We start from the raw sequence: 16,769 nt of genomic DNA, 5'->3' as shown, positions 1-16,769 counted from the left end.
ATCGGGATCATGGGGAGGAACCGATGAACCACACGGCCGAGGTCTTCCAGCCCTTGCAGGACGACGATCCACGCACGGTGGCCGGTTACCGCCTCGCGGCGCGGCTCGGCGCGGGCGGCATGGGCCGGGTCTACCTGTCGCACACCCAGGGCGGCCGGCCGATCGCCATCAAGGTCGTACGGTCGGAACTGGCCGACGACCCGACCTTCCGGCGACGCTTCGGCCGGGAGATCCAGGCGGCCCGGAAGGTGAAGGGCGCCTACACCGCCGAACTGATCGACGCCGACCCGGACGGCACACCGCCCTGGCTGGCCACGCTGTACGTGCCCGGCCCCGCCCTGTCGGACGTCGTCGCCCGGAGCGGGCAGCTGCCGGTGCCGGCAGTGCTGTGGCTGATGGCGGGGGTCGCCGAGGCGTTGCAGGCCATCCACGGTGCGGGGATCGTGCACCGGGACCTCAAGCCGTCGAACGTGCTGCTCGCCTCGGACGGACCGCGGGTCATCGACTTCGGCATCTCGCTCGCCGCCGACAGCACCGCGCACACCGCCACGGGCACCGCGATCGGCACGCCCCAGTACATGGCTCCCGAGCAGGCGTCCGCGGGTGACGTCACGGCGGCGACCGACATCTTCGCGCTCGGCCAGACGGCCGCCTTCGCGGCGCTGGGCAGGCCGCTCTACGGGGACGGGCCCGCGGTCAGCGTGCTGTACCGGATCGTGCACTCCGAGCCCGACCTGTCCGGGCTGCCCGAGCAACTGCGCGGGCTGCTCGCCCGGTGCCTGGCCGCGGAACCGGGGGAGCGGGCCACCCCGGCGGAGGTCGTCGAGTGGTGCCGACGGGAACTGGGGCGGGACACCGAGACGGGCGCGGGGCCGGACGTCTGGCGGGAGTTCGCGGGGGCGGAGGTGACGGTCCCGGCGCCTGCCCCCCTGGCTCCGGAGCCGTCGTCGGCTCCGACCGCGGTACACACGCGGCCGTGGACCGTCCCGCAGCCGGCAGCCGTCCCGCAGGGGCCCGCCACCGGTCAGTGGCCCGTTACTGCTCAGGGGCCGGGTGCCCCGCACGGGCCGGGCGCCCCGTACGGGCCGGGCGCCCCGCATGGGCCAGTCGCTCCGCATGGTCCGGGTGCCGCGCCCTGGCCCGCCGGTCCGTACGGCACGACCGCGCCGCAGCGGCCGGCCGGGCCGGACGAGCGGAGGCGCCGCAGGAGACGCGTCGCCCTGATCGCGGCCGCCGCCCTGGCCGCGGGCGGGCTGGTACTCACGGCGGCGTGGACGCTGCGGGACGCGATGGACCGAACCCGCGACCGGGACACGGCCGCGTCCGCGTCCGAGTCCGGGAGCCCCGGCCCGACGGCACGATCGTCGGCGCCCGGCGGTGCGGCATCCGGCGATGCGTCGTCCGGAGGCCCGGCGTCCGGAACGGCGGCCACGGAGGGGTCCGCGTCGGGGGCCGACGGGTCGGCCGCGCCGGATGCGGCGGCCGACGGTGCCGCCACCGGTTCCACCACTCCGGTGGCCCACGCCTACGGCCCCCAGTTTCTGAACGCCGAGAACTCACTCAGCGTCAGCGAGGGGAAGACCCGCGACGACCGTAAGCGAGACATCCGCTTCACCTGCGCGCAGACCTGTGCACTGGAGAGCGACACCAGCGTCTTCTCCATGATGTTCGGCGACCCGGGCACCACGTACGAGGACTGCCGTCAGAGGATGGCCGACGTCGAGGCCGAGGTCGGCAGCCTCGGCCACCGCCTCCCACTGGCCGCCGCCTCGGCCGGGACCGAGATCTGTGCCAAGCACCGCAACGGCGACATCATGCTGCTGGTCGTCCAGGTGAAGTCGACCGCCATGCCGGACATCGGCTTCGTCACCACGGACATGACGGTCTGGCGCGCGGACTGAGGTCCGAGCCCGGCCAGGAGACCTGACGTCCCCCACCGTCCGGGCGCCTTCCTTGAGCCTCCGCAGGCGTCCACGGCCTCCGCGGTCGTCCGCGGTCAAAAATCATGCAAGCGTGCTTGATTGTTACCACCGCCCCTGCCATGCTCCACCCCACACCGCGCCGCACGCCGCCGTGCCCGAGGGGAGCGCCCCGTGTCCGACCCGACGCCCGTGATCGACGACCTGCGCGAGGAGAGCGAGGAACTCGACGCGCTGGTCGCCCGGTTGAGCCCCGAGGAGTGGCGCCTCGCCACCCCGGCGCCCGGCTGGACGATCGCTCACCAGATCGCGCACCTGGCCTGGACCGACCGGTCCGCCCTGCTCGCCGTCACCGACGAGGACGGCTTCCGGGTCCTGGTGGAACAGGCCCTCGCCGCGCCCGGCCGCTACGTCGACGACGGCGCCGAGGAAGGCGCCCGGCAGGCCCCCGCCGACCTGCTGGCCGCCTGGCGGGAGGGCCGCGCCGCGCTCGGCAGGGCGCTGCGCGAGTCGGCCCCGGGCGCCCGCTTCCCCTGGTACGGGCCGCCCATGGCCGCCGCCTCCATGGCCACCGCCCGCCTGATGGAGACCTGGGCCCACGGCCTCGACATCGCCGACACCCTCGGTGTGACGCGCCCGCCCACCGGCCGGCTGCGGCACATCGCCCGCATCGGCGTACGGGCCCGTGACTTCGCCTACGCGGCCCACGACCGCACCCCTCCCGCCGAGCCGTTCCGCGTCGAACTCACCGCCCCCGGCGGGGAACTGTGGACCTACGGACCCGAGGACGCGGGGCAGCGCGTCACCGGTCCCGCCCTCGACTTCTGCCTCCTCGCCACCCAGCGCGCCCACCGCGCCGACCTCGCCCTGCGCGCCGAGGGCCCGGACGCCGACCGCTGGCTGGACATCGCCCAGGCCTTCGCCGGGCCGCCGGGAGCCGGACGGGCGCCGAAGGGAGCCGGACGGGCGCCGAAAGGAGCAGGACGGGCGCCGAAGGGAGCCGCCCGGTGAGTGTCCTCCGCGTGGGCAACGCGTCCGGGTTCTACGGCGACCGCTTCGACGCCATGCGCGAGATGCTCACCGGCGGCCCGCTGGACGTCCTGACCGGCGACTACCTCGCCGAGCTGACCATGCTCATCCTGGGCCGGGACCGGCTGAAGGACCCGGACGCCGGGTACGCCCGCACCTTCCTGCGGCAACTGGAGGAGTGCCTCGGCCTCGCCCACGAGCGGGGCGTCAGGATCGTCGCCAACGCCGGCGGGCTGAACCCCGCCGGACTCGCCGCCGCCGTGCGCGCGCTCGCCGACCGGCTCGGCATCCCCGTACGCGTCGCGCACGTCGAGGGCGACGACCTCACCGCCGCCCACCCGGGAGTGCTGGCCGCGCACGCCTACCTCGGCGGCTTCGGCATCGCCGAGTGCCTGCGCGCGGGCGCCGACGTGGTCGTCACCGGCCGGGTCACCGACGCCGCCCTGGTCACCGGGCCCGCCGCCGCGCACTTCGGCTGGGCGCCGACGGAGTACGACCGGCTCGCGGGCGCGGTCGTCGCCGGGCACGTGCTGGAGTGCGGGGCGCAGGCGACCGGCGGCAACTACGCGTTCTTCGAGGACGGGGACGTGCGCCGCCCCGGCTTCCCGCTCGCCGAACTGCGCGCCGACGGCAGCTGCGTCATCACCAAGCACGACGGCACCGGCGGTTTCGTCGACGTCGGCACGGTGACGGCCCAGCTGCTGTACGAGACGGGCGGCGCCCGGTACGCGGGGCCCGACGTCACCGCCCGGCTGGACACCGTACGGCTCGCCCAGGACGGGCCCGACCGCGTCCGCGTCGAGGGCGTGCGCGGCGAGGCCCCGCCGCCCGCCCTCAAGGTCGGCCTGAACCGCCTGGGCGGCTTCCGCAACGAGGTCTCCTTCGTGCTCACCGGCCTCGGTGTGGAGGCCAAGGCCGCACTGGTGCGGGCGCAGATGGAACCCGCCCTCGCCAAGGTCGCCGACGTCCGCTGGGACCTCGTGCGCACCGACCGGCCCGACGCCTCGACCGAGGAGACGGCCAGCGCCCTGCTGCGGCTCGTCGTCCGGGACGCCGACCAGCAGGCCGTGGGCCGGGCGTTGACCGGGGCCGCCATCGAGCTGGCCCTCGCCAGTTACCCCGGCTTCCATGTGCTGGCGCCACCCGGAAAGGGCGCGCCGTATGGGGTCTTCGAGGACGTGTACGTCCCCCATGGTGCCGTCGACCATGTGGCAGTCCTCCATGACGGGCGACGGATTCCCGTGTCAGGCGCCCAGGACACCGCCGTACTGGCGGAAGTACCGGAACCGCCGCTGCCGGAGCCGCTGCCGGACGGGCCTCGCCGAAGCGCCCCCCTCGGGCTCGTCGCCGGTGCCCGCAGCGGCGACAAGGGCGGGAACGCCAACGTCGGCGTCTGGGCGCGGACCGACGAGGCCTGGCGCTGGCTCGCGCACGAGCTGACCGCCGACCGGTTCCGGGAGCTGCTCCCGGAGGCCCGAGACCTGCCCGTCACCCGGCACGCACTCCCCGGCCTGCGCGCCCTCAACTTCCTCGTCGAGGGCATCCTCGGCGAGGGCGGCGCCGCGCAGGCCCGTTTCGACCCGCAGGCCAAGGCGCTCGGTGAATGGCTGCGCGCCCGGCACCTGGACATTCCGGAGGTTCTCCTGTGACCGTCCTCGCCTCCGCCCTCGACCCCTCCGCCCCCGACCACCGGGCCGGCCGCGAGGCCATGCTCGCCAAGCTCGCCGAACTCGACGCCGAACACGCCAAGGCGCTGGCCGGCGGCGGCGAGAAGTACGTCGCCCGGCACCGGGGGCGCGGCAAGCTCCTCGCCCGTGAGCGCGTCGAGCTGCTTCTCGACCCCGACACGCCCTTCCTGGAGCTGTCGCCGCTGGCGGCCTGGGGCAGCGAGTACGCGGTGGGCGGCTCCCTGGTCACCGGCATCGGTGTCGTCGAGGGCGTCGAGTGCCTGATCACCGCCAACGACCCGACCGTGCGCGGCGGCGCCAGCAACCCCTGGTCGCTGAAGAAGGCCCTGCGCGCCAACGACATCGCGCTCGCCAACCGGCTGCCCTGCGTCAGCCTGGTCGAGTCCGGGGGCGCCGACCTGCCGTCGCAGAAGGAGATCTTCATCCCGGGCGGCGGCATCTTCCGCGACATCACCCGGCTGTCGGCGGCCGGTATCCCCACCATCGCCGTCGTCTTCGGCAACTCGACCGCGGGGGGCGCGTACATCCCCGGCATGTCCGACCACGTGATCATGGTCAAGGAGCGCGCGAAGGTGTTCCTCGGCGGACCACCGCTGGTGAAGATGGCCACCGGCGAGGAGAGCGACGACGAGTCGCTGGGCGGCGCCGAGATGCACGCGCGCACCTCGGGCCTCGCCGACCACTTCGCCGTGGACGAGCCGGACGCGCTGCGCCAGGCCCGCCGTGTCGTCGCCCGCCTCAACCACCGCAAGGCCCACCCCGACCCGGGCCCGGCCGAGCCGCCGAAGTACGACCCGGAGGAACTCCTCGGCATCGTCCCCGGCGACCTCAAGACCCCCTTCGACCCGCGCGAGGTGATCGCCCGGATCGTCGACGCCTCCGACTTCGACGAGTTCAAGCCCCTGTACGGGACGAGCCTGACGACGGGGTGGGCGACCCTGCACGGCTACCCGGTGGGCATCCTCGCCAACGCCCAAGGGGTGCTGTTCAGCGAGGAGTCGCAGAAGGCGGCCCAGTTCATCCAGCTCGCCAACCAGCGCGACATCCCGCTCCTCTTCCTGCACAACACCACCGGCTACATGGTCGGCAAGGAGTACGAGCAGGGCGGCATCATCAAGCACGGCGCGATGATGATCAACGCGGTCAGCAACAGCCGCGTGCCCCACCTGTCGGTCCTCCTCGGCGCCTCCTACGGGGCCGGCCACTACGGCATGTGCGGCCGCGCCTACGACCCGCGCTTCCTCTTCGCCTGGCCCAGCGCCAAGTCCGCCGTCATGGGCCCGCAGCAGCTCGCCGGCGTCCTCTCCATCGTCGCCCGCCAGTCGGCCGCCGCCAAGGGACAGCCGTACGACGACGAGGGCGACGCGGCGCTGCGCGCCATGGTGGAGCGGCAGATCGAGTCCGAGTCGCTGCCCGTGTTCCTGTCCGGGCGGCTCTACGACGACGGCGTCATCGACCCGCGTGACACCCGTACCGTCCTCGGCCTGTGCCTGTCCGCCATCCACACCGCGCCCTACGAGGGTGCGCGCGGTGGCTTCGGCGTCTTCCGGATGTGAGGAGAACCCTGTGACCAGCGAGGGAAGCACTGTGATCGGCACCGTCCTCGTCGCAAACCGGGGCGAGATCGCCTGCCGGATCTTCCGTACCTGCCGTGAGCTGGGAATCCGGACGGTCGCCGTGCACTCGGACGCCGACGGGACCGCCCGCCACGCGCGCGTGGCCGACGCGTCGGTGCGACTGCCGGGCGCGGCCTCCGCCGACACCTACCTGCGCGGCGACCTGATCGTGAAGGCCGCCGTCGCCGCCGGCGCCGACGCCGTACACCCCGGCTACGGCTTCCTCTCCGAGAACGCCGACTTCGCACGCGCCGTCGTCGACGCGGGCCTGACCTGGATCGGACCGCCGCCGAAGGCGATCGAGGCGATGGCGTCCAAGACGCGTGCCAAGGAACTGATGGGCATCGCGCCCCTCACGCACGTCACCGAGGCCGACCTGCCGGTCCTGGTGAAGGCCTCGGCGGGCGGCGGCGGACGCGGCATGCGCGTCGTACGGCGTCTCGCCGACCTCGACGACGAACTGACCGCCGCCCGCGCGGAGGCGGTGAGCGCCTTCGGTGACGGCGAGGTGTTCGCCGAGCCGTACGTCGAGAACGGCCGCCACGTCGAGGTGCAGATCCTCGCCGACACCCACGGCACGGTGTGGGCGCTCGGCACCCGCGACTGCTCCCTCCAGCGCCGCCACCAGAAGGTCGTCGAGGAGGCCCCGGCGCCGGGACTGGCCGAGGAGCTGACGGCGGAGCTCCACACGCTGGCCGTGCGTGCCGCCCGCGCCGTCGACTACGTCGGTGCCGGGACCGTCGAGTTCCTCGTCGCGGACGGCAGGGCGCACTTCCTGGAGATGAACACCCGCCTCCAGGTCGAGCACCCGGTCACGGAGGCGGTCTTCGGCCTCGACCTCGTCGCCCTCCAACTCCGCGTCGCCGAGGGCCACGCCCTCGAGGCCGGCCCCCCACGCGCGTCCGGCCACGCCGTCGAGGCCCGCCTGTACGCCGAGGACCCGGCGAACGGCTGGGCCCCGCAGACCGGCCGCCTGCACCGCCTCGCCGTGCCCGACGGCATCCGCCTGGACACCGGCTACACCGACGGCGACGACATCGGCGTCCACTACGACCCGATGCTCGCCAAGGCGGTCGCGCACGCACCCACGCGCGCGGAGGCCGTCCGCCGGCTCGCCGGCGCCCTGGAACGGGCGGCGATCCACGGCCCGGTCACCAACCGGGACCTCCTCGTCCGCTCACTGCGTCACGAGGAGTTCACCGCCGCCCGCATGGACACCGGCTTCTACGGACGTCACCTGGCCGAGCTGACGTCACCCGCCCCGGGCCCCCTCGCCCCCCTGGCCGCCGCCCTCGCCGACGCGAGCGCCAACGCGGGCCGGTTCGGCGGCTGGCGCAACCTGCCCTCGCAGCCCCAGGTGAAGCGCTATGCCATGGCGGGCGAGGAACACGAGGTCCGCTACCACCACACCCGCACGGGTCTCACCGCCGAGGGCGTACGCGTGGTGCACGCCGACGCCCGTTCGGTCCTGCTGGAAGCCGATGGCGTGCGGCGCGGGTTCGAGGTGGCGGTGTACGGCGACCAGGTTCACGTCAACGCCACCCGCCTCACCGCCCTGCCCCGCTTCCCCGACCCCGCCGCCCAGCACGCCCCCGGCTCCCTCCTGGCGCCGATGCCGGGCACGGTCGTCCGCGTCGCGGAGGGACTGACGGAGGGCTCCGCGGTAGAGGCGGGCCGGCCCCTCCTGTGGCTGGAGGCGATGAAGATGGAACACAGGATCACCGCCCCGGTCACCGGCACTCTCACCGCCCTCAACGCCGAGCCCGGCAGGCAGGTGGAGGTCGGCGCCCTCCTGGCCGTGGTCGACGAAGACGCGGCTCAGGGGCCCGGGGAACCGCGCGACTGACCACGACGAGCCCGCAGCCGAAGGAGTCACATGCTCACGCACGTCGAATCCGAAGAACACACAGCTCTCCGCGCCGCCGTCGCCGCCCTCGGCGCCCGCCACGGCCGCGACCACGACCGGGCAGCCCTCTGGGCCGAGGCGGGCGAACTCGGCTACCTCGGCGTCAACCTCCCCGAGGCCCACGGGGGCGGCGGCGCCGGCATCACCGAACTCTCCATCGTCCTGGAGGAACTCGGCGCGGCCGGCTGCCCGCTGCTCATGCTGGTCGTCACCCCGGCCATCTGCGGCAACATCATCGCCCGCTTCGGCACCGAGGCCCAGAAACAGCGGTGGCTCCCCGGCATCGCCGACGGCACCCGCACCATGGCCTTCGGCATCACCGAACCCGACGCCGGCTCCAACAGCCACCGCATCACCACGACCGCCCGCCGCGACGGCACCGACTGGCTCCTCACCGGCCGCAAGGTCTTCATCAGCGGCGTCGACATCTCCGACGCCACCCTCATCGTCGGCCGTACCGAGGACGCCCGCACCGGCAAGCTCAAGCCCTGCCTGTTCATCGTCCCCCGGGACACCCCCGGCTTCGAGCGCCGCCGGATCGACATGGAACTGGACGCCGTCGAAAAGCAGTTCGAGCTGACCCTCGACGACGTACGGCTGCCCGCCGACGCGCTCGTCGGCGACGAGGACGCGGGCCTCCTCCAGCTCTTCGCCGGGCTCAACCCCGAGCGCATCATGACGGCGGCGTTCGGAATCGGCATGGGCCGTTACGCGCTCTCCCGCGCCCTCGACTACGCCCGCGAGCGCACCGTCTGGAAGACCCCCATCGGCGCCCACCAGGCCATCGCCCACCCCCTCGCCCAGGCGCACATCGACCTCGAACTGGCCCGCCTGATGATGCGCAAGGCGGCGCACCTCTACGACGCCGGTGACGACACGGGCGCGGGCGAGGCCGCCAACATGGCCAAGTACGCGGCCGGGGAGGCCTGCGTGAGGGCCGTCGACCAGGCCGTGCACACCCTCGGCGGCAACGGCCTCACGCGCGAGTTCGGGCTCGCCTCGCTGATAACGGCGTCGCGCGTGGCTCGTATCGCCCCCGTGAGCCGGGAGATGATTCTCAACTACGTCTCCCACCAGACCCTGGGCCTGCCCAAGTCGTACTAGCCCGCACCGGTCCGTACTGGAGGAACCATGTTCCGCAGCGAGTACGCAGACGTCCCGCCCGTCGACCTGCCCATCCACGAGGCCGTGCTCGGCCGGGCCGCCGAGTTCGGCGACGCCCCCGCGCTGATCGACGGCACCGACGGCACCACCCTCTCGTACGGGCAGGTGGACCGGTTCCACCGGCGCGTCGCCGCCGCGCTCGCCGAGGCCGGTGTGCGCAAGGGCGACGTCCTCGCCCTGCACAGCCCCAACACCATCGCCTTCCCGCTGGCCTTCTACGCCGCCACGCGCGCGGGTGCCTCGGTGACCACCGTGCACCCGCTCGCCACGGCGGAGGAGTTCGCGGGGCAACTCGGCGACTCGCGGGCCCGCTGGATCGTCACCGTCTCCCCTCTGCTGGACACCGCCCGCCGGGCCGCCGAACTCGCGGGCGGCGTCCAGGAGGTCTTCGTCTGCGACAGCGCGCCCGGCCACCGCTCGCTCATCGACATGCTGGCGTCCGCCGCGCCCGAACCGTCCGTCGCCATCGACCCCGCCGAGGACGTCGCCGCGCTGCCGTACTCCTCGGGCACCACCGGCACCCCCAAGGGCGTGATGCTCACCCACCGGCAGATCGCCACCAACCTCACCCAGCTCGAACCGCTGATGCCGGCCGCACCGGGCGACCGCGTCCTCGCCGTGCTCCCGTTCTTCCACATCTACGGTCTGACGGCCCTCATGAACGCCCCGCTGCGGCTCGGCGCCACCGTCGTCGTGCTGCCCCGCTTCGACCTGGAGCAGTTCCTCGACGCCATCCAGAACCACCGCATCACCGGCCTGTACGTCGCCCCGCCGATCGTCCTCGCCCTCGCCAAGCACCCCCTGGTCGCCGACTACGACCTCTCCTCCCTGAAGTACATCGTCAGCGCGGCCGCCCCCCTGGACGCGAAGCTCGCCGCCGCCTGCTCGCGGCGGCTGGGCCTGCCGCCCGTCGGGCAGGCGTACGGCATGACGGAACTGTCCCCGGGCACCCACGTCGTCCCCCTGGACGCCATGAGCTCCGCGCCGCCCGGCACCGTCGGCAAACTCATCGCCGGCACCGAGATGCGCATCGTCTCCCTCGACGACCCCGGCAAGGACCTCCCCGCCGGCGAGTCCGGCGAGATCCTCATCCGCGGACCACAGGTCATGAAGGGCTACCTGGGCCGCCCCGACGCCACCAGCGCCATGATCGACGAGGACGGCTGGCTGCGCACCGGGGACGTCGGACACGTCGACGCCGGGGGCTGGCTGTTCGTCGTCGACCGCGTCAAGGAGCTGATCAAGTACAAGGGCTTCCAGGTGGCGCCCGCCGAACTCGAAGCCCTCCTGCTCACCCACCCCGGTATCGCCGACGCGGCCGTCATCGGCGCCTGCAACGACGACGGCAACGAGGTGCCGCACGCCTACGTGGTGCGCCGGCCGGCCGAACCCGGCCTCTCGGAGGGCGAGATCATGATGTACGTCGCCGAACGCGTCGCCCCCTACAAACGCGTCCGCCAAGTCACCTTCGTCGACGGCGTGCCCAGGGCGGCCAGCGGCAAGATCCTCCGCCGACAGCTCAGGGAGCGGACGTGAACGGGGAAGCGCCCGGGAACCGGGAAGCCCCCGCTGCCCGGGAGGTCCCCGCTGCCCGGGAAGCCTCTGCGGCCCGGGAAGTCGCCGCGGCCCGGGAAGCGCCTCTGGTCGCCCGCACGCGCGCGCGGGGCGTCGAGACCCTCACCCTCGACTCCCCGCACAACCGCAACGCCCTGTCCGCCGCCCTCGTCGGCGACCTGGCCGACGCCCTCACCGACGCGGGCGCGGACGCCGACGTCCGCGCCGTCCTCCTCACCCACACCGGAAACACGTTCAGCGCCGGCGCCGACCTGCGCGACCCGCCCGGCCCGGACGCCCTGGTCGGCCTGCTCCGGCGGATCGCCGAGGTGCCGAAACCGGTGATCGCCCGGGTCACCGGGCACGTCCGCGCGGGCGGCCTCGGCCTGCTCGCGGTGTGCGACATCGCGGCGGCGTCCCCGGCGGCCACGTTCGCCTTCACCGAGGTCCGCATCGGTGTGGCCCCCGCCGTCATCTCCCTCCCGCTGCTGCCCCGCACCGACCCCCGCGCCCTCGCCCGCTACTACCTCACCGGCGAACGCTTCGACGCCGCCGAGGCCGCCCGCATCGGCCTGGTCACGGCGGCGGGCGACGACGTGGACGCCGTACTGGAACCCGTACTGGACGGTGTGCGCCGCGCCTCACCACAGGCACTGGCCGAGACGAAACGGCTGCTCACGGCTAGGGTGCTGGAGGCCTTCGACCGGGACGCGGCCGACCTGACCGCGCTCTCGGCCCGGCTGTTCGCCTCCCCGCAGGCCCGGGAGGGGATGACGGCCTTCCTCGAACGACGGGATCCGGAATGGGTGGTGTGAGCGGTGCCGTGAACACGGCCATGAACACGGCCGACCGCACGGAGCGCGTTCCCAAGCAGGACCGCAGCCGGGCCACCCGGCAACGGCTCCTCGAAGCCGCCGTGGCCTGCCTCGCCGAACGTGGCTGGGCGGGCTCCACGGTCTCCGTCGTCGCCGAACACGCCGGGGTCTCCCGAGGCGCCGCCCAGCACCACTTCCCGACCCGCGAGGATCTCTTCACGGCGGCCGTGGAGTACGTGGCGGAGGAACGCTCCATCGCGCTGCGTGCCCTGTTCCCCGAGGGCGCGGCGGCGGACGACCGCAGGGCCGTGGTCGCCGCCCTGGTCGACCTCTACACCGGCCCCCTGTTCCGGGCCGCCCTGCACCTGTGGGTGGCCGCCTCCGACGAGGAGCAGCTGCGCGGCCGGGTGACCGAGCTGGAGGCCCGCGTCGGCCGCGAGACCCACCGCATCGCGGTCGACCTCCTCGGCGCCGACGAGACCCGCCCCGGCGCCCGGGAAACCGTCCAGGGCCTCCTGGACATGGCCCGTGGCCTGGGCCTCGCCAACCTCCTCACCGACGACGCCGCCCGCCGGGAACGGGTGGTCGAGCAGTGGGCCCGGCTGCTGGACGGGGCGCTGGACGGGACACCGGGCTGACGCCATGGGGGACCGTTTCCAGGTGATCGCCGACCTCGACGCCGACGGGACGCAGGGACTCACGGACTCACGGGCGCAGGGGCTCACGGGCGCAGGGACTCACGGACTCAGCGACTCACGGGCTGAGTCGCTCCACCCGCCAGCCCCCGCCCGCCTCCGCCACGTACCGCAGCCTGTCGTGCAGCCGGTTCTCCCGCCCCTGCCAGAACTCCACCGCCCGCGGCACCACCCGGAACCCGCCCCAGTGGGGCGGCACCGGCACCTGCTCGCCCTCCGGGTAGCGCGCCGCCAGCTCGGCGTACGCGGCGTCCAGGGCGCTCCGGCCGGCCACCACCGCGGACTGGACGCTGGCCCAGGCGCCCAGCTGGGAGCCGTGCGGCCGGGTCCGGAAGTACGCGGCGGTCTCGTCCCGCCCGGTGCGCCGCGCGACGCCGGTCACGATCACCTGCCGGGCCATCGGATGCCAGGGGAAGAGCAGCGAGACGTGCGGGTTCTCGCCCAGGTCACGTGCCTTGCGGGAGTCGTAGTTGGTGTAGAAGACGAAGCCCCGCTCGTCGAAGTGCTTCAGCAGCACCGTGCGGGAGGAGGGCCGGCCCTCCGCGTCCGCCGTGGAGACGACCATGGCGTTCGGCTCGAACAACCCGCCCTCGGTCGCGGCCTGCTTGAACCAGCGGGCGAACTGCTCGACGGGAGCCGCGGCCAGCTCGGTTTCCAGGAGCCCCTCGGCCCGGTACTGCTTGCGCATCGAGGGGAGATCGGAGGGGGCGGCGGAGTCGGCTTCGCGATCGGTCACGTCGGCCATCCTGCCGTATCCGGGCCGGTGTCTCCGTGTCCTTCGTCACCCAGTGGCACTGAGTGCCGCGGGGGCTCCCCAAGCGTGGCACTCGGGGATATCGTGCTTGCTCCCGGTCCGGTTGGATGACCGCCGACCGTACGGGGCATCACAGGGATGACCGCCAGGACCGCGAGTCGTCGAAGCGACCGTGGATCCGATGGACCCGGCGGGTCCATGGGGGACGACCGCACCGCCCCCGCACAGGTCGCCCACACATCACGATCACGAGGAGCCGCCTGATGTCCGACTTCGTACCCGGGCTCGAGGGAGTCGTCGCGTTCGAAACGGAGATCGCCGAACCCGACAAGGAGGGCGGCGCCCTTCGCTACCGCGGCGTCGACATCGAGGACCTGGTCGGGCAGGTCTCCTTCGGCAACGTCTGGGGCCTGCTCGTCGACGGCGCCTTCAACCCCGGGCTGCCGCCGGCGGAGCCCTTCCCGATCCCGGTCCACTCCGGGGACATCCGCGTCGACGTGCAGTCCGCGCTCGCCATGCTCGCACCCGTCTGGGGCCTCAAGCCCCTCCTGGACATCGACGCCGAGCAGGCCCGCGCCGACCTCGCCCGCGCCGCCGTCATGGCCCTGTCCTACGTCGCCCAGTCGGCCCGCGGCCAGGGCCTGCCCATGGTTCCCCAGCGCGAGATCGACAAGGCGCGGTCCGTGGTCGAACGCTTCATGATCCGCTGGCGCGGCGAGCCCGACCCCAAGCACGTCGCCGCCGTCGACGCCTACTGGACCTCCGCCGCCGAGCACGGCATGAACGCCTCCACCTTCACCGCCCGCGTCATCGCCTCCACCGGCGCGGACGTGGCGGCGGCCCTCTCCGGCGCCGTGGGCGCGATGTCCGGCCCGCTGCACGGCGGCGCCCCCTCCCGCGTCCTGCACATGATCGAGGAGATCGAGCGCACCGGGGACGCCGAGGCCTACGTCAAGAAGACCCTCGACGCCGGAGAGCGCCTCATGGGCTTCGGCCACCGCGTCTACCGCGCCGAGGACCCCCGCGCCCGCGTCCTGCGCCGCACCGCCCGCGAACTGGGCGCCCCGCGCTTCGAGGTCGCCGAAGCCCTGGAGAAGGCCGCCCTGGCGGAGCTGCACGCCCGCCGCCCGGACCGCGTCCTGGCCACCAACGTCGAGTTCTGGGCCGCCATCATGCTGGACTTCGCCGAGGTCCCGGCCCACATGTTCACCTCGATGTTCACCTGCGCCCGCACGGCCGGCTGGTCGGCCCACATCCTCGAGCAGAAGCGCACCGGCCGCCTGGTCCGTCCCTCGGCCCGCTACGTGGGCCCCGGCTCCCGCGACCCGCGCGAGATCGAGGGCTACGCCGACATCGCGGACTGACGAGTCCCGTGAACGCAGACGACCCGCGAGTCTGGTTCCTCCACTGGAGGAGCCGGCCGGACGTACCGGCGACTCGCGGGTCGGGTGACTGCTCGGGATTGGGCCGGCTGCACGCGTCTGTCACGCGCTGGTCCGGCACCGCACTCGGTGTGGTGACGGGCCGCTAGCCCGCAGCCACCTCACGCGTCCGGTTCTCATACATCTGCCGAACCACCTCCCTTCTCGTGTACCGCACACCCTAGGAAGCGTTCGGCCGCCGGGCAATCGGTTTTCCGAGTCGATTCGTCGGCGCTCTCCCGTGGACGCGTCTGCGCTGGTCACCTACCGTTTCGCCCATGACGAAGCGACAGGGGGAGCCGCCGGTCCCGGGGCTGCGGATCGAGGCCGTCGACGGCGACGCCACGGTGGAGGAGCGGGTGGCGACCGTGATTGCCCGGGTGCTGCCCGACTTCCGGGCGCGCGGCATCGGTACGGCGCTCTACGGGTCGGGGATGGAGCACGCGCGCGTGCTCGGTGCCGGAGCGGTGGAGACCGTGCTGCCGGCCGCGAACGCCGACGGGTTGCGGTTCGGGGCGGCGCGTAGGTTCGTGGAACGGGAGCGGTACGTGCTGGACGGCGAGAGCGACGAGTGGGTCGGCCTGCGGCTCGCTTCGTACCCCTCATGACGGGGGCGTATGCCGAGTTTCCGCAGTACAACGATTTCTGCAATCTTGCGGGAACTCGGTGTGTGCTGCATCACGTTCGAGTTGAATGAAGGCCAGTGAGCGAACCGACGTACCGTACGGCGGACGCAGCCTGCAGGGGGTCCAGGTGAGTGCTTCCCGGCGTAGTGGGACCACCGACGAGCTGGGGCCGGACGAGCCGGAGCAGCCCGAGCGGGACGGCGCGGACCTGTTGGCCGCGCTCCTCGACGGCATGGACGCCGCCCTGTGCGCCTTCGACGCGCACGGCATCGTCACCCACTGGAACCGCGAGGCGGAGCGCATCCTGGGCTGGACCGCGGCCGAGGCCGTGGGCCGGCAGGGCTTCGCCGGGTGGGCCGTGCGCCGGGCGGACGCCGGGGACGTCGAGGAGCGGCTGCTGTCCGCGATGCGGGCCCCGGGGCGGCAGGTGCACGAGTTCGCGCTGCTGACCAAGGACGGCGGGCGGGTGCTGGTGCGCACCCAGTCCGCGGCCGTACGCGGCCCCGACGGCAGGCCCGCGGGGGTGTACTGCGCGTTCAGCGAGGTGCACGCGCAGATCGACCTGGAGCGGTCCATCGCGCTGAGCGAGGCGCTGCTGGAGGACGCGAGCTGGGGCGTCGTGCTGGTCGACGTGGATCTGCGCCCCGCCGTCGTGAACGCCCACGCGGCGCGTGCGCTGGGCGCCGGGCGTACGTCCGTACTGGGCCGGCCGCTCGGCGATCTGCTCGCCCAGGGCGTCGAGGAGCTGGAGAACGCGCTCACGCACGTGCTGGCGGAGGGCACGCCGCCCGCGCCCGCCGAGGTCTGGGTGAGCGTGCGTACCCCGGAGGGCGAGCGGCGCCGGTGCTGGCGCAGCGGGTTCGTGCGGCTGGCGTCGCCGCTGGCGGAGGAGCCGGTGCCGTTGGGGGTCGGCTGGCTGTTCCAGGACGTCACGGAGTCGAAGCAGGCGGAGCAGGAAGCGGCGCTGCTGCGGTTCCGGGCCAATCAGCTGCACCGGGCGGCGCGTGCGGCCGCCGAGTGCGAGGACCCTGCGGAGGCGGCGGTCGTCCACCTGGACTTCGCGCTCGCCGGGTTCGCCGACCACGCCCTGATCGACCGGGTCGTGGGCGGGGCGGTGACCGACACCGACGCGTCCGACCCGGTCCGGCTGGTCCGGGTCGCGGCCACGCCGTCCGGGGCCCCGGGGCCGAGCGTGCCGACCGGGACGACGGGGATGCCGGTGCGGTACGGCGAGGGGCATCCGGCGGTGCAGTGCGTGGAGCGGTCGGGCTCGGTGCGGGCCAGCGCGAGTGTCCGGGCGGTGCCGACCGAGCGGGTGCGCGAGTGGGCCACGGCCCGGCAGTGGCCGGCGGACACGGTGCACGGCCTGTGCGCGGTACTGCGCAGCCGGGGCCGGACCCTGGGCGTCGTGACGTTTCTGCGGGGCTCGGGACGGAGCGCGTTCGAGCGGTCCGACGCGACGTACGCCGAGGACGTGGCGGTCCGCATCGCGACGGCACTGGACCTGGCCGGCGCGCTGGGGAAGCGTTAGCGGGGTACCGGGACGGGACCGGGCCGTCGACGGTCCCGGTCCCTGCGGCGG

At 73.8% G+C, this 16,769-nt stretch carries 13 protein-coding genes; 12 read left to right on the top strand and 1 reads right to left on the bottom strand.

What is annotated here, in order from left to right; translation table 11 throughout:
• Positions 1-23: 23 nt before the first annotated feature.
• From ACZ4V1_RS15485 to ACZ4V1_RS15445, 9 genes are all read left to right on the top strand, one after another.
• Positions 24-1,901, top strand: a complete 1,878-nt coding sequence (locus ACZ4V1_RS15485; RefSeq protein ID WP_468335105.1) for a serine/threonine-protein kinase — start codon at positions 24-26, stop codon at positions 1,899-1,901.
• Between the two features lie 192 nt (positions 1,902-2,093).
• Positions 2,094-2,930: a TIGR03084 family metal-binding protein gene (locus tag ACZ4V1_RS15480; RefSeq protein ID WP_468335102.1), complete on the top strand. Its 837-nt coding sequence runs from the start codon at positions 2,094-2,096 to the stop codon at positions 2,928-2,930.
• Positions 2,927-4,597 carry an acyclic terpene utilization AtuA family protein gene (locus ACZ4V1_RS15475; RefSeq protein WP_468335100.1) on the top strand — a complete coding sequence of 557 codons (1,671 nt, stop codon included), beginning with the start codon at positions 2,927-2,929 and terminating at the stop codon, positions 4,595-4,597. Before ACZ4V1_RS15480 ends, ACZ4V1_RS15475 begins: the two co-directional genes overlap by 4 nt.
• Positions 4,594-6,192 (top strand): acyl-CoA carboxylase subunit beta, encoded by a 1,599-nt coding sequence (locus tag ACZ4V1_RS15470; RefSeq protein WP_468335097.1) that lies wholly within the window; start codon positions 4,594-4,596, stop codon positions 6,190-6,192. Before ACZ4V1_RS15475 ends, ACZ4V1_RS15470 begins: the two co-directional genes overlap by 4 nt.
• A gap of 31 nt (positions 6,193-6,223) precedes the next feature.
• Complete coding sequence (locus tag ACZ4V1_RS15465) at positions 6,224-8,098, top strand: acetyl/propionyl/methylcrotonyl-CoA carboxylase subunit alpha (protein ID WP_468335685.1); 1,875 nt, start codon at positions 6,224-6,226, stop codon at positions 8,096-8,098.
• A gap of 30 nt (positions 8,099-8,128) precedes the next feature.
• Positions 8,129-9,262 carry an acyl-CoA dehydrogenase family protein gene (locus ACZ4V1_RS15460; protein WP_468335095.1) on the top strand — a complete coding sequence of 378 codons (1,134 nt, stop codon included), beginning with the start codon at positions 8,129-8,131 and terminating at the stop codon, positions 9,260-9,262.
• A 27-nt stretch (positions 9,263-9,289) separates the two neighbouring features.
• A complete protein-coding gene (locus tag ACZ4V1_RS15455) occupies positions 9,290-10,858 on the top strand; it encodes a 4-coumarate--CoA ligase family protein (protein WP_468335093.1) in 1,569 nt (522 codons plus the stop codon).
• A gap of 104 nt (positions 10,859-10,962) precedes the next feature.
• The gene (locus ACZ4V1_RS15450; protein ID WP_468335682.1) at positions 10,963-11,691 is read left to right on the top strand and encodes an enoyl-CoA hydratase family protein; all 729 of its coding nucleotides are present in this window, start codon (positions 10,963-10,965) and stop codon (positions 11,689-11,691) included.
• Entirely contained in the window at positions 11,679-12,329 is a 651-nt protein-coding gene (locus tag ACZ4V1_RS15445) for a TetR/AcrR family transcriptional regulator (RefSeq protein ID WP_468335090.1), read from the top strand. Before ACZ4V1_RS15450 ends, ACZ4V1_RS15445 begins: the two co-directional genes overlap by 13 nt.
• Positions 12,330-12,444: 115 nt before the next feature.
• Here the strand turns inward: ACZ4V1_RS15445 and pdxH are convergent, their stop codons facing one another.
• Entirely contained in the window at positions 12,445-13,131 is a 687-nt protein-coding gene (gene pdxH, locus ACZ4V1_RS15440) for a pyridoxamine 5'-phosphate oxidase (RefSeq protein WP_468335087.1), read from the bottom strand.
• A 272-nt stretch (positions 13,132-13,403) separates the two neighbouring features.
• Here pdxH and ACZ4V1_RS15435 point away from each other — a divergent pair, with 272 nt between their 5' ends.
• The 3 genes from ACZ4V1_RS15435 (at position 13,404) to ACZ4V1_RS15425 (ending at position 16,718) form a co-directional block, all read left to right on the top strand.
• Entirely contained in the window at positions 13,404-14,504 is a 1,101-nt protein-coding gene (locus tag ACZ4V1_RS15435; protein WP_468335084.1) for a citrate synthase 2, read from the top strand.
• 335 nt (positions 14,505-14,839) lie between these two features.
• Entirely contained in the window at positions 14,840-15,169 is a 330-nt protein-coding gene (locus ACZ4V1_RS15430) for a hypothetical protein (RefSeq protein WP_468335081.1), read from the top strand.
• 145 nt (positions 15,170-15,314) lie between these two features.
• Positions 15,315-16,718: a PAS domain-containing protein gene (locus tag ACZ4V1_RS15425; RefSeq protein WP_468335077.1), complete on the top strand. Its 1,404-nt coding sequence runs from the start codon at positions 15,315-15,317 to the stop codon at positions 16,716-16,718.
• Positions 16,719-16,769: the final 51 nt, after the last annotated feature.

This window comes from Streptomyces sp. NPDC028991 (assembly GCF_055564775.1).
This window is presented reverse-complemented; position numbering and strand designations above follow the sequence as displayed.